General features: G+C 73.4%; 13 protein-coding genes and 1 pseudogene. 7 read left to right on the top strand and 7 right to left on the bottom strand.

Going from position 1 to position 11,985, the window contains the following annotated elements:
- Nucleotides 1-197: 197 nt before the first annotated feature.
- Nucleotides 198-1,334: a PucR family transcriptional regulator gene (locus E1286_RS22400; RefSeq protein WP_132615400.1), complete on the bottom strand. Its 1,137-nt coding sequence runs from the start codon at nt 1,332-1,334 to the stop codon at nt 198-200.
- Nucleotides 1,335-1,436: 102 nt separating this feature from the next.
- Here E1286_RS22400 and E1286_RS22395 point away from each other — a divergent pair, with 102 nt between their 5' ends.
- From E1286_RS22395 to E1286_RS22375, 5 genes are read left to right on the top strand one after another with little or no spacing between them, the layout of a single operon-like run.
- Nucleotides 1,437-2,720 carry an MFS transporter gene (locus tag E1286_RS22395; RefSeq protein WP_132615399.1) on the top strand — a complete coding sequence of 428 codons (1,284 nt, stop codon included), beginning with the start codon at nt 1,437-1,439 and terminating at the stop codon, nt 2,718-2,720.
- Nucleotides 2,721-2,739: 19 nt separating this feature from the next.
- The gene (locus tag E1286_RS22390) at nt 2,740-3,738 is read left to right on the top strand and encodes a dimethylarginine dimethylaminohydrolase family protein (protein WP_132615398.1); all 999 of its coding nucleotides are present in this window, start codon (nt 2,740-2,742) and stop codon (nt 3,736-3,738) included.
- Between the two features lie 9 nt (nt 3,739-3,747).
- Complete coding sequence (locus E1286_RS22385) at nt 3,748-4,365, top strand: urease subunit gamma (RefSeq protein ID WP_132615397.1); 618 nt, start codon at nt 3,748-3,750, stop codon at nt 4,363-4,365.
- Nucleotides 4,362-6,038 carry an urease subunit alpha gene (locus E1286_RS22380; protein ID WP_132615396.1) on the top strand — a complete coding sequence of 559 codons (1,677 nt, stop codon included), beginning with the start codon at nt 4,362-4,364 and terminating at the stop codon, nt 6,036-6,038. Before E1286_RS22385 ends, E1286_RS22380 begins: the two co-directional genes overlap by 4 nt.
- 34 nt (nt 6,039-6,072) lie before the next feature.
- Nucleotides 6,073-6,561 carry a GNAT family N-acetyltransferase gene (locus tag E1286_RS22375; protein ID WP_132615395.1) on the top strand — a complete coding sequence of 163 codons (489 nt, stop codon included), beginning with the start codon at nt 6,073-6,075 and terminating at the stop codon, nt 6,559-6,561.
- Here the strand turns inward: E1286_RS22375 and E1286_RS22370 are convergent.
- Nucleotides 6,542-7,117, bottom strand: a complete 576-nt coding sequence (locus E1286_RS22370; RefSeq protein ID WP_165969854.1) for a DUF4232 domain-containing protein — start codon at nt 7,115-7,117, stop codon at nt 6,542-6,544. The genes E1286_RS22375 and E1286_RS22370 overlap by 20 nt on opposite strands.
- A gap of 120 nt (nt 7,118-7,237) precedes the next feature.
- Between E1286_RS22370 and E1286_RS22365 the strand changes: the two genes are divergently transcribed.
- Complete coding sequence (locus E1286_RS22365) at nt 7,238-8,941, top strand: SpoIIE family protein phosphatase (RefSeq protein WP_132615393.1); 1,704 nt, start codon at nt 7,238-7,240, stop codon at nt 8,939-8,941.
- Nucleotide 8,942: 1 nt separating this feature from the next.
- Here E1286_RS22365 and E1286_RS51330 read toward each other — a convergent pair whose 3' ends face one another.
- The 3 genes and pseudogenes from E1286_RS51330 to E1286_RS50385 all read right to left on the bottom strand — a co-directional run bounded on the left by E1286_RS51330 (nt 8,943) and on the right by E1286_RS50385 (nt 10,826).
- Nucleotides 8,943-9,830 carry an amidase family protein gene (locus tag E1286_RS51330; RefSeq protein WP_281282715.1) on the bottom strand — a complete coding sequence of 296 codons (888 nt, stop codon included), beginning with the start codon at nt 9,828-9,830 and terminating at the stop codon, nt 8,943-8,945.
- Nucleotides 9,831-9,906: 76 nt separating this feature from the next.
- Nucleotides 9,907-10,539 (bottom strand): annotated as a pseudogene (locus E1286_RS52100) (amidase family protein); the annotation flags it as partial.
- The gene (locus E1286_RS50385) at nt 10,536-10,826 is read right to left on the bottom strand and encodes a hypothetical protein (protein WP_132615392.1); all 291 of its coding nucleotides are present in this window, start codon (nt 10,824-10,826) and stop codon (nt 10,536-10,538) included. The pseudogene E1286_RS52100 and the gene E1286_RS50385, both read right to left, overlap by 4 nt.
- Before the next feature lie 78 nt (nt 10,827-10,904).
- Between E1286_RS50385 and E1286_RS48010 the strand changes: the two genes are divergently transcribed.
- Complete coding sequence (locus tag E1286_RS48010; protein WP_165969853.1) at nt 10,905-11,054, top strand: hypothetical protein; 150 nt, start codon at nt 10,905-10,907, stop codon at nt 11,052-11,054.
- On the opposite strand, the gene E1286_RS22350 is transcribed toward E1286_RS48010, so the two are convergent.
- Both E1286_RS22350 and E1286_RS48005 read right to left on the bottom strand, forming a co-directional pair.
- Complete coding sequence (locus E1286_RS22350; protein WP_132615391.1) at nt 11,055-11,780, bottom strand: SDR family NAD(P)-dependent oxidoreductase; 726 nt, start codon at nt 11,778-11,780, stop codon at nt 11,055-11,057.
- Nucleotides 11,777-11,914 carry a hypothetical protein gene (locus tag E1286_RS48005; RefSeq protein WP_165969852.1) on the bottom strand — a complete coding sequence of 46 codons (138 nt, stop codon included), beginning with the start codon at nt 11,912-11,914 and terminating at the stop codon, nt 11,777-11,779. The genes E1286_RS22350 and E1286_RS48005 overlap by 4 nt, the downstream gene beginning before the upstream one ends.
- Between the last annotated feature and the right edge of the window lie 71 nt (nt 11,915-11,985).

Genomic DNA, 11,985 nt, shown 5'->3' with positions numbered 1-11,985 from the left:
ACCCCGACCGGCACCTGACCCACCCACGTGGTGAAGAGGCGCGCACGCGTCCCTTCACCACGGTCAGGCTGGGCCGATGAAGGAACCTCGCGGTGCGGTTCGAGGCCGTTCCGACGCCGCCGGTGCTCGAACGCATCGCCAAGGCCCTGGACGCGGATCCGGAGGTACGGACAAGTCCGCGTGCGCCGGCGGCATGGTCACTCGTAGGCGCGGGCGTGCAGGGCCAGGGTGATGACGGTGGCGTCGGTCGAGGTCATGATGTCGCGGCCGGTGGCCGCGGTGAACTGGCGCAGGCGGTTCAGGATCGTGTTGCGGTGGCAGTAGAGCTGCCGCGCCGTCTCCGCGACCGACCCCGTCGACAGGTAGCGTTCGACGGTTTCCAGCAGCCGGGCGATGTCCCGGGCGGGCAGGTCGGCGAGCCCGCCGAGCGCGTCGCGGACGAGGTCGGCCCGGAACTCGCCGAGCGCGCCCGCCGCGATCGCCGGCCACAGGTCGCGGGTGGCGCGCGGCCCCGAGGCGTCGGGCGGCAGGGCGTACACGCTGAGCTCGGCCAGGCGTACGGCCCGGGGCACCTCGGCGAGACCGTCCACGACGGGGCTCACGGCGCAGCGGACACCGCGGAACCAGCCCTCGGCCGCGCTGTTGGAGCGGGCGGGCAGTTGCAGCACGGCGATGGAGCCGGCCGGGCGGTCCTGGGTGTGCCGGCGGATGCCCAGCACGTCGAGCTGCTCGCGTACGGAACGAGGAAGGGGGCCGGGCGGGAAGGCGACGACGGCGAACGCCGCGCCCTCGTCGAGCCCCAGCACGGTGGCCACCTGCCGCCGGATGTCGGGATGGCGGCCGTCGCACTCCAGCAGCCGCGCGAACCACCGCGCCCGCTCGTCCTGCCGTTCCTGGGCCATCTCCAGCACCCGCTGCTGGTAGGCGGCCATGATGCCCATGGAGTGGTGCTCCACCGCCTCCCAGACCTGAGGCGCCCCGGCCACCAGGCTGTCCAGGTCGCAGGGGTCGGCGTGCAGGCGCAGCTCCTGCCAGACGACCCGGGCGTCGAGGCGTACCGCCTGCAGCAGCGTGTCCAGCGGCACGCCCGCCTCGGCCCGCGCCGCGCCGATCTCGGCGGAGGCGCCCGCGATGTGCTCCGGCAGCGGCAACCCGCCGACGCGCCGCAGGATCAGCTCCAGGCTGCGGCGGGCGTCGGCCAGCAGGACACCGTCGGGAACGGCGGCGCCGTCGTAGGCCCTGGTCGCGGCGAGCTCGGCGAGGAACCGGTCGGCGAGCGGGCCGACGTCGCGCAGGAGCCGGCGGGAGAGCCGCTCGACCACCTTGGACGTCATCCGCTGATGCCTCCCTCGTTGTGCAAGTGCACAGTCTAGCGACGGTACGCGGGTGTCGATCTGCGCTTGAAGCGCAGGTCAAGCGCACGGCAGGGTGTCACCATGCAAACCACGGCACGAGCCGCGCAGAGCAATCCGAGGACGGTCGCGCTGGGCGCCTTCGCGGGCACCGCGCTGGAATGGTACGACTACTACGTCTACGGCACGGCGGCGGCGCTGGTCTTCAACACCCAGTTCTTCCCCGAGCTGAGCCCGGTCGCCGGCACGATGGCCTCGTTCGCCACGTTCGGTGTCGGCTTCGTCGCCCGGCCTGTCGGCGCGGCCGTGTTCGGTCACCTCGGCGACCGGTACGGCAGGCGCCGCATCCTGATGGTGACCGTCGTGCTCATCGGCGTCGTCACCGGCTGCATCGGCCTGCTGCCGACGTACGCGCAGATCGGCGTGGCGGCGCCGATCCTGCTGGCCACGTTGCGCCTGCTGCAGGGCCTGTCGGTCGGCGGCGAGTGGAGCGGCGCGGCCACGCTGGCGGTCGAGCACGCGCCGAAGGAGAAGCGCGGCATCTACGGCGTGATGCCGCAGATGGGCTCGCCGGTGGGCTCGCTGACGGCAACGGGCGTGTTCGCGCTGGTCAGCCTGCTGCCGGACGCTCAGTTCGAGTCGTGGGGCTGGCGTATCCCGTTCCTGCTGGGCTTCCCGCTGCTGCTGATCGCGCTCTGGGTGCGCAGCAGGGTGGACGAGTCGCCGGTGTTCCAGGAGATGCTGGTCCAGCAGCGCGCCGCCAAGCGGCCGCTCGTCGAGCTTTTCCGCACCGGCGGCGGGCGGCTGGTCGTGGGCATCGCCGTGTCGTTCGTCGGGATCGGCGGCTACTACCTGGCCGGCACGTACCTGACCAACTACGGCGCCGACACCGTCGGCATCGACCGTACGGTGCTGCTCAACGCCGCGGTCTGCGGCTCCTTCCTCAACCTGTGCCTCTATCCGGTGTTCGGCCGGATCGCCGACCGCGTCGGGCCCGGACCGGTGGCGGTCTGGGGGGCGGCGGCGTCGGCCGTGGCGGCGTTCCCGATCTTCTGGCTGGTCGGCCTGGGCACCGCGTGGAGCCTCGCGATCGCGATGGTGGCCGGCCTGGTGCTGGTGTCGGTCAGTTACGCCGCCTGCGGGCAGTTGCTCAGTGAGATGTTCAGCAGCGAGGTGCGGTACTCCGGGGTGGGGCTGTCGTACAACGTCTCCGGGGCGATCAGCGGGTTCGTGCCGCTGGCCGCGACCGCCCTGCTGGCCGCCACCGGCGGCAGTCTGTGGTCGCTCGCGGCGATGCTCTGCGTATTCTCGCTGATCACCCTGTTCGCCGCCGTGGCCGCGCAGCGGCTCCGGGTCGCGGAACTGTGACGTACGGAAAGGACCGACCATGAACGCGATCGCCGACGACGGCGTTCAGCCCGAGCACTACTACCACAAGCTGGTGGGCCCCGAGCCGGAGCCGGCCTTCCACGACCCGGCCGAGCTGGAGCGCTACTGGGGCCGCCGGTGGGGAGCCGCCGACGAGGTGAGCCCGCTGCGCACGGTGCTGGTACGCCGCCCCGCGAGCGGCCTGGCCGCCATCACCGAGGAGGCGTGGGACCCACGCGCCGGCGCGCTCGTCGATCCGCGGCGGCGCTGGTACTGGCGCGGCGGCAAGGCGCCGAACATGCAGCTGGTGATGGAGCAGCACGCGGCCCTGCTGTCCGCGCTGCGGGCCGAGGACGTCGAGGTCGTCGAGGCGCCCGAGATGCCGGAGCACACCAAGTCGGTGTTCACCCGCGACCCGATGCTGACCGTGCCCGGCGGAGCCGTCATCACCCGGCTGGCGCCGCGCATGCGGCGCGGCGAGGAGGCGTCGATCACCCGGACGGTGGCCGCGCTCGGCATGCCGATCCTCGGCACGATCACCGGCACGGGGCTCGCCGAGGGCGGCACGTTCGTCAAGCTCCGGCGCGACCTGGCGGTCTTCGGCCTGTCGATCCGCTGCAACCCGGAGGGGGCGCGGCAGCTCGCCGCGATCCTGGAGCCGCTCGGCATCGAGCTGGTGACCGTGCCGCTGCCGGGATACACGATCCACGTGGACGGGCAGTTCCACATGGTGGACGACGACCTCGCGCTGGCCAACACCCACCGCCTGCCGTACGAGTTCCTGGCCCGGCTGGACGACCTCGGGATCAAGGTCGTCTCGCCGCACCCCGACGAGCAGTACGCCTGCAACTCGCTCACCGTCCGGCCGCGCCGGCTGCTGTTCCCGGCCCACTGTGTCCGCACCGCCGACCGGCTGGCCGCCGAGGGCGTGGAGATCGTGCCGGTGCCGTACGACGAGATCCTGAAGAACGGCGGCGGCATCCACTGCTCCACCATGGAACTCGTCCGCGACTGGTAGGGGCGCCCGATGCATCTGACTCCGGCGGAGCACGACCGGCTGACCGTGTTCACCGTGGCCGAGCTGGCCCGCCGCCGCCGCGCGCGGGGCGCGAGGCTGTCCGCGCCCGAGGTGATCGCGCTGGTCGCCGACGCGGTGTTCGAGGCGGCATGGGACGGGCTGCCGATGGAGGAGGTGATCGCGGCGGGCCGCGGCGCGGTGCGCGCCGAAGAGGCCAAGCCCGGCGTCGCGGCGCTGGTCCGCCGGGTCGAGGTGGACGCGCTCTTCCCCGCGGGGACGGCGCTCGTGGCCGTCGACGACCCGCTGGGCCGGCAGCCGGGGCCCGGTGACCCCGGGGCGGTGATGCCGGCGGCGCGGGCCGACGCGGCCCTGGCGCCCGGCCGCGCACGGCTGGAGATCGAGGTGACGAACACCGCGGACGTGGACGTGCACGTCTCGTCGCACTACCCGTTCTGGCAGGCCAACGCGGCGCTGTCGTTCGACCGGGAGGCGGCGCGCGGTCACCGGCTGGACGTGCCCGCGGGCAGCAGCCTGTGCTTCCCGCCGGGGGCGACGATCACGGTGAGGCTGGTCAGGCTGGGCGGCGCGGCCACCGCGCCCCGGCTCACGCTGGAGGACGGACGATGAGCTTCGACAGGGCGACGTACGCGGCCGTGTACGGCCCGACCACCGGCGACCGGGTGCGCCTGGCCGACACCGGGCTCGTGGTCGAGGTGGAACGCGACGACACCGAGGCCGGCGACGAGCTGCTCGGCGGCTGCGGCAAGACCGTGCGCGAGGGGCTGCTGCTCACCAGCGGCGCCCGTTCGTCCGAGCTCGACATGATCGTCACGAACGCGCTCGTCCTCGACCCGCTGCTCGGCGTGGTCAAGACGAACATCGGGATCAAGGACGGCAGGATCGCCGGCATCGGCAGGGCCGGTTCGCCCGACGCGGTGGACGACGTCGAGCTCGTGGTCGGCCCGCACACCGCGATGATCCCCGCCGAGGGCCTGATCGTGACGCCGGGCGTGGTCGACTCGCACGTCCACCTGTCCAGCCCGGCGCTGCTCGACGTGGCGCTGTCCGCCGGGGTCACGACGGTGGTCGGCATGGGCCTCGGAGGCGTGTGGGACATCGGCGTCAACCCCAAGCGCAACCTCGACCTGATGATCGAGGCGTGGCGGGAGGTGCCGGTGAACGTGGCGTTCCTCGCCCGCGGCTCGTCGGTGCGCCGCGCGCCCCTGGAGGCGGCCGTGCTCGCCGGGGCGGGCGGGTTCAAGGTGCACGAGGACTTCGGCGCGCAGCCCGCGGTCGTGGACACCTGCCTGGCGGTGGCCGACGCCGCCGGCCTGCCGGTCGCGCTGCACACCGACTCGCTCAACGAGTCGGGCCTGCTGGCCGACACCCTCGACGCGACACGTGGGCGCACCGTGCACGCCTACCACGTCGAGGGCGGCGGCGGGCATCCCGACCTGCTGGAGATCCTCGCCCACCCGCACGTGCTGGCGTCCTCGACCACGCCCACGCTGCCGTACACGGTCAACACCGTGGCCGAGCTGTTCCCGATGACGATGACCGTGCACCGGCAGAACGCGCTGCTGCCCGGCGACGTGGACGTGACCGCGAGCCGGGTGCGGGCGAGCGCGATCGCGGCCGAGAACGCGCTGCACGACACCGGCGCGGTGAGCATCGTCAACTCCGACTCGATGGGCATGGGCCGCGTCGGGGAGACGGCCCGCCGCACCTGGCAGCTCGCGGCGCACGCCAAGGCGGCCACGCGGGAGGACGGCGGCCACGACAACGAGCGGGTGCTGCGGTACCTCGCGAAGATCACCATCAACCCCGCGATCGCGCACGGGATGGCCGGTCAGATCGGCAGCATCGCGCCGGGCAAGGTCGCCGACCTCGTGGTGTGGCATCCGGCGTGGTTCGGCGCGAAGCCGGAGCTGGTCGTGAAGTCGGGGTTCGTGGCGTGGGGGGTGAGCGCGTCAGGGGCCGCGTCCACGCGGGCCGGGCAGCCGCGGGCGTACCGGAGGTTCTTCGGCGCCATGGGGGACGCGCCGCGCCGGCTGGCGCACGTCTTCGTGGCGGCGGAGGCGCTGGAGGACGCCGTCGCCCGTCGGGCGCTGCCGCAGGGGCCGAGCTACCTGCCGATCAGCGGGGCGCGCGGGCTCACCCGCGCGGCCATGGTCCGCAACACCCGCGTCCCGCACGTCCACGTGCCTCGTGACGGCGGCCCCGTGCTGGTGGACGGCAGGCCGGTGGGGCTGCCGCCGGCGAGCGAGCTGCCGCTCACCCAGGTGCACCACCTGGCGTGACCGGGGGGAGACCTGGCCGTGGGATGCTGTCCGGATGCTGATCAGGGAAGCCACCACTGGGGACTGGTCCGCCATCTGGCCGTTCTTCCACGAGATCGTCGCCGCAGGGGAGACCTTCACCTACCCGACGGATCTCGGGCGCGACGAGGCCCGCGACTGGTGGCTGCTGTCCGCTCCCAGCCGTACGGTCGTCGCGGTGGACGACTCGGGCGCGGTGCTGGGGACGGCGAAGATGAACCGTAACCACATGGGCAACGCGTCGCACGTCGCGAGCGCCAGCTACATGGTCGACCCGGCGTATGCCGGGCGGGGCGTGGGCCGGGCGTTGTGCGCGTACACGCTGGAGTGGGCGCGGGCGGAGGGCTACCGGGTGATGCAGTTCAACGCGGTGGCCGCGACGAACGAACGCGCCGTGGGGCTGTACCGGTCACTGGGGTTCGAGGTGATGGGCACGCTGCCGGAGGGGTTCCGGCATCCGGCGAAGGGCTACGTCGGGCTGCACGTCATGTACCGGACTCTTTGACCGGTTCCCAGGCGGTGACGCCCAGCACGCCCGTGGAGCCCAGGTCGACGTTGCCCGGGACGCGGTGACCGCGCACGACGAGGGTGGTGCCGAGCGCGGGCGGGCGACTGATGTCGGTGTAGGTGTTACGCCACACCACCGCGAACATGGCCGAGCGGCCAGGGCGGAGCGTCACCGTCCGCGGTCCGGGGTCCTTGACCGCGGTCGTGACCTGCTGCGCGCCCTCGTCGATCTCGATGTCCAGCGGCTCCCCGTCGCCGTCCAGGAGGCGGACGCGGGGATAGCCGCGGACGGTGCGCACCTCGTCGCCGCAGTTGGTGAGGGTCACGGTCTGGGCGCGCAGGCCCATGGCGGCGTCCACGAGCCCGGCGGCCACGATCGTCCCCGGGCCGGAACAGGTCGGCGCCGGGGAAGGCGACCAGACCGTCGGCGGCGGCGAGGCCAGGGGATGATGGGGGTCGCGTACGGTGGGGCTTGGCGCGGTGGCCGCCTCCACGCCGCATCCGGCCAGGCAGAGCACGACGCAGAGCGCACGGACGGCGGAGATGACGGTCACCGGCTCCATCTTGCCATGGAGATCTTCTGCACCTCTCGTGCTCGATTTCGCGCGGCCAACCGGTCCAGGCTGCTGGAAGACTGGGTCGAATGACCAGAATGAAGGGAGAAAGGAGCGGCCGTGGACGTTTCGGCGGGTGAGGGCGCGCGCTCCTTCACGTCGCAGGATCACCGCCTGTGGCGGCTGGGAGACCTCTCCGACGCGGGCGCGTGCGTGGTGGACGACCGCGGGCGCATCGTCGAGGTCAACGCCCGGGCGGGGGTCCTGCTCGGCAGGCCCCCCGGTGACCTGCTCGGCCATGACGCCCACGACGCCCTGCACCGCGGCGAGCACGGCGAGCCCGTCCCCCGCAGCCGCTGCGTGTTGCGCGAGCCCCTCCTCACCCGCGGCACCTCGCAGGGCGAGCGCGAGTGGCTGGCGCGCGGTGACGGCAGCGTGCTGCCGGTCTCCTGGCTGGTCACCGCCTGCCGGCTCGGCGACGGCCGGCCGGGCATCCTGATGCTCTTCCACGAGAGCGGGCCGGCGGTCTCGGCCGGCCGGGGGCCGACGTGCCTGGCGGGATCCATGACGGAGCTCGACCGGCTGGCCCTGCTCGCCGAGACCACCACGACGCTCACCTCCAGCCTCGACGTCGAAGAAACGCTGCGCCAGCTCGTCCGGCTCGTGGTGCCGCTGCTGGCCGACTGGGTGGTGATCGACCTGCTCACCGAGGAGGGAGGGGTCTCGCGCGCCGCCGTGGTGCACCAGGAGAACGGCGGCCTGGTCCACCGGAAGGATCTGGAGGGCCCGATGCCGCCGGTGCCGCAGGGGTCCACGATGCCCCTGTCGCGGGCGCTGCGCGGGGTCACCGCGACCATCGCCTCGCGGGAGACGTACGAAGTGGCGCCCGACTCCGCCGTCGCGGTCGCGCAGCGCAAACTGTTCCGGGCCACCGGCATGCACTCGGCGAGCATCGCGCCGATCCGCGGGGTGCGCGAGGTGGTCGGCGCGCTGACGCTCGGCCGCGCCGAACGGCCGGGCGCGTTCACCACCTCCGACCTGCTGCTGGTCGAGGACATCGCCCGCCGCGCCGGCCTCGCGCTCGACAACGCCCGCCTGTACGAGCGGCAGCGCCGCGTCGCCGAGACCATGCAGCGCCACCTGCTGCCGCAACTGCCCCACGTCCCGGGGTTGCAGATGACCGCGCGCTACCTGCCCGCGCCGGACGCCTCCCAGGTGGGCGGCGACTGGTACGACGCCTTCCCGCTGCCCGGCGGCGCGACCGGCCTGGTGATCGGCGACGTCGTCGGCCACGACCTCGAGGCCGCCTCCGGCATGGCCCAGATCTGCAACATGCTGCGCGCGTACGCCGGAGAGTTGGACGAGCCGCCCAGCAAGATCGTGGAACGGCTCGATCAGGCGGTGACCCGCATGGTCGAGGCCGCGATGGCCACCGTCGTCTTCGCCCGCGTCAAGCGCGTCGACGGACGCTGGCTGCTGCGCTGGACCAACGCGGGCCACCCGCCGCCGCTGCTGGTCGAGCACGAAGGGCGGACCCGCTACCTGGAGGACGCCGGCGGCCTGCTGCTCGGCACGGACATCATGGCCGCGCGCGAGGACGCCGCCGTCGCCCTGCCGCCGCAGTCCACCCTGCTGCTCTACACCGACGGGCTGATCGAGTCCCGGACCCGATCCCTCGACGAGGGCATGGCCGACCTGAGCCGGTACGCCGCCTCGCTGGCCCGCCAGCCGCTGGACGGCATGTGCGACGCGCTGCTCGGCCGTACCCGTCCCGAGGACAACGACGACGACGTGGCCCTGCTGGCCCTGCGCATCCCCGGCTGAGCTACTGCGACTGCTCGGCGGCCTCCTCCGCCGTGATGCGGCCCCGGGAGACCGGGGTGCGCAGGCGGGCGGCCGGCGGGTCGGCCGGGCGGCGCCAGTGCCAGTCGGTGACCGCCTGGTAGGCGGCCACGACCGACAGCAGCCGGTCCTCGCCGTACGGCAGCCCGCCGAGGATCGTGCCGATCGGCAGCCCCGAGGCCGTGAACCCGATCGGGAAGCCGAGCTCCGGCAGGCCGATCGCGTCGAACGGGGTCGGTGAGGTCTGCACCACCACGTCGCACCGTTCGAAGACCTGGTCCAGGACGCGTTCCAGCAGGAGCAGCTTGGCGCGCTGGCCGGTGACGTACTCGTTCGCGCCCATGAGCGCGCCCTGCAGCCAGCCGATCACCGACACCCCGAACCCGCGCAGGTCCGAGCGCAGGTACGGCATGAACGGCTCGCTGCGCTCCGGCAGCCGCACGTTGTTGAGGTCGTTGCCGGTGAGCACGTCCCACTCGTCGGGGTAGGGCACCTCGACCAGCGTCACCCCGCGGATCGCGGCCAGCTCCGACAGGAACGCCCGGCGCGCGGCGGCGGTCTCGGACGAGCCGTCGGCGTAGCCGGGCAGCACCCCGACGCGGGTGTTCCAGCGCAGCCGCACCCGTCCGCCCGACCGTACGGGGGTGGCGGCGTCGATGAGCGCGGGCACCTTGGGCAGGCCCTGCGTACGCGGGTCGGCCGGGTCCTCGCCGGCCATCGCGGCGAGCATGATCGCCGCGTCCTTGGCGTCGCGGGCGAGCGGCCCCGGATGGTCGCGCGTGTAGCTGAGCGGGATGATCCCGTACAGCGACACCCGCCCCATGGTCGGCTTGAGTCCGGTGAGGTTCTGCGCGTTGGACGGCGCCGTGATGGAGCCGCCGGCTCTGCGTGCCCGTTCCGGCGGACGCCAGCCGCCCCGCCACGGCGGTCGCCGTGCCGGTGGACGAGCCGCCGGGGTTGACGCCCGGGTCGTCCGGCGTCCACGCGTTGACCGTGGTGATCTCGCCCGACGGGGTGGTGGCGCGGGTGGTGGCCAGCGGGCCCATCTGGGTCTTGCCGAGCACGATCGCCCCCGCGGCCTTGAGCGACGCCACGGCCGTCGCGTCGAAGCCCGGCACGAAATCCCGGAACAGGAACGAGTTGGCCGTGGTCGGCACGCCCCGCGTGTAGTAGTTGTCCTTGATCGCCACCGGGATGCCGTGCAGGGGGCCGTGCGCCCGCCGGCGTCCCGCCGACCGCGCCGCCTCCCGCGCGGCGTCGGCGAGCACCGTGTTGAAGGCCAGGTACGTCGCCTCGTACGCGTCGATCCTGGCCAGATAGGCATCCACGAGCTCCAGCGGGCTGAGCCGGCGCTCGCGGATCATCCACGCGGCCTCGGCGACGGTGAGCTCCGTGGGATCGGACATGGCCTCGGGGCGCGGTTTGACGTAGGCGCCGGAGACGTCCAGGCCGGGCCGTTCCCTGCCGGAGGCGTGCGCGGGCGACGGCCAGGCCGTCGCGGCGAGCCCGGCGGCTCCCATCGCCGCCGTCCTGGCGAGGAAGGCCCGCCGGTCCACAGCGCGGTCGGCCGGCCCGCTCATCGGCGCCACTCCACGCTGATCGACGGGTACATCATCGGCGCGCGCTGCTGCGACAGCGCGGGGTCGGCGCCGCCGTCCGGCGCCGGCAGCTGGTACGCCGCCAGCGACGTGACCGTGCCGCGCACGAACGAACGCAACGAGGCGAGGACGGTGTCGCGGCCCGGCGCGCCCGTCTCCGGGTCCGGCACGGTGCCGGGGGGAAACTGGTCGAGGTCGATGCCCAGAGCCGCCAGGCGGGCCCTGATCATGGTGTTGAGGTCGGCGTCGGAGGGGGGTGCTGGGGTCACGGTTCCTCCAGAGCAAAGGGGGATTAACCGCCACATTCCGAGCGTCGTGTGTCGGGGTGATGTCCCCAAGATCACAGCATGATGAAAATGATCGCCGGCGTGACGGATCCATGCCGGCGGCACCCGGACGAGCCGCTGGAGCGCCGGCGCGGTCTCACCCGCCGCGCGCCGCGGAGCGGGATGCCGCTGCCCGCGTTGATCAGGGACGCCGGGTGCGGCGGTCGTTGATCACAGCCCGCCCGCGACGTCCAGGACGGTGCCCGTGACGTACGACGCCTTGTCCGACAGCAGCCACGCGACCGCCTCGGCGATCTCCTCCGGCTTACCGGGACGGCCCATGGGGATGCGCTCGGCCACCCGCCAGGCCCGGCCGGGCTCGCCGGACCGCGCGTGGATCGACGTCTCGATGGTCCCGGGGGAGACCGCGTTGACGCGTACGCCGGGGGCCAGCTCCTTGGCCAGGCCGACCGTCATGGTGTCCACGGCCGCCTTGGTGGCCGCGTAGGCGACGTACTCGCCCGGCGAGCCCGTGCGGGCCGCGACCGACGACACCGTGACGATCGACCTGCGGGACTTGCCAGGCGTGCTCGCCCACCGCCGGGCGGCCTCGCGGCACAGCCGCAGCGGCGCCACCAGGTTGACGTCCACGACCCGCCGCAGCTCCTCGTCCCTGAGCGCGGTCAGCGGGCCGATCCGGCTGGTGACCCCGGCGTTGTTCACCAGGCCCGTCACCTCGCCCAGCGACTCGGCGACGTCGAACAGGCGGCCAGGACCGTCGTCGTCGGTGACGTCCAGGCGTACGGCGTGGGCGAGCGGGCCGAGGCGTTCGGCGAGCTCGCCGGCCTCCTCGTCGGAGCTGGAATGGCTGAACAGTACGCCCACCCCGTCGGCGCACAGCCGTTCGACGATGCTCCTGCCGATTCCCCGGGAACCACCGGTGACGATCACGATCACGCTTGCTCTCCTCGCGTCAGGCGCTCGGTCTCGGCCTCCACGGCCACGGCGACCATATCCATCGCACCATGCCCGAGCGTCGCGGCCCGGGAGAACAGGCCGTGGCAGACGTCCAGCAGCGGCGTGATGCCCATGCGGACGTCACGGGTCCGTTGTGGCACGGCGCCGCCCGCGGCCTTGGCGGCCCTTGATCTGCCGCCGTACG

Origin of the sequence: Nonomuraea terrae, assembly GCF_004348995.1 — a bacterium.
Taxonomy (GTDB): Bacteria; Actinomycetota; Actinomycetes; order Streptosporangiales; family Streptosporangiaceae; genus Nonomuraea; species Nonomuraea terrae.
Note: the sequence above shows the minus strand (reverse complement) of the source record. Positions and strands in the feature narration are given on the sequence as shown.

Excerpts from the sequence above, each read along its gene's own strand:
- E1286_RS48010 (WP_165969853.1), top strand. The coding sequence starts at position 10,905 with ATGATGAAAATGATCGCCGGCGTGACGGATCCATGCCGGCGGCACCCG.
- E1286_RS22390 (WP_132615398.1), top strand. The coding sequence starts at position 2,740 with ATGAACGCGATCGCCGACGACGGCGTTCAGCCCGAGCACTACTACCAC.
- E1286_RS22395 (WP_132615399.1), top strand. The coding sequence starts at position 1,437 with ATGCAAACCACGGCACGAGCCGCGCAGAGCAATCCGAGGACGGTCGCG.
- E1286_RS22375 (WP_132615395.1), top strand. The coding sequence starts at position 6,073 with ATGCTGATCAGGGAAGCCACCACTGGGGACTGGTCCGCCATCTGGCCG.
- E1286_RS22385 (WP_132615397.1), top strand. The coding sequence starts at position 3,748 with ATGCATCTGACTCCGGCGGAGCACGACCGGCTGACCGTGTTCACCGTG.
- E1286_RS22400 (WP_132615400.1), bottom strand. The coding sequence starts at position 1,334 with ATGACGTCCAAGGTGGTCGAGCGGCTCTCCCGCCGGCTCCTGCGCGAC.
- E1286_RS22380 (WP_132615396.1), top strand. The coding sequence starts at position 4,362 with ATGAGCTTCGACAGGGCGACGTACGCGGCCGTGTACGGCCCGACCACC.
- E1286_RS48005 (WP_165969852.1), bottom strand. The coding sequence starts at position 11,914 with ATGGGCATCACGCCGCTGCTGGACGTCTGCCACGGCCTGTTCTCCCGG.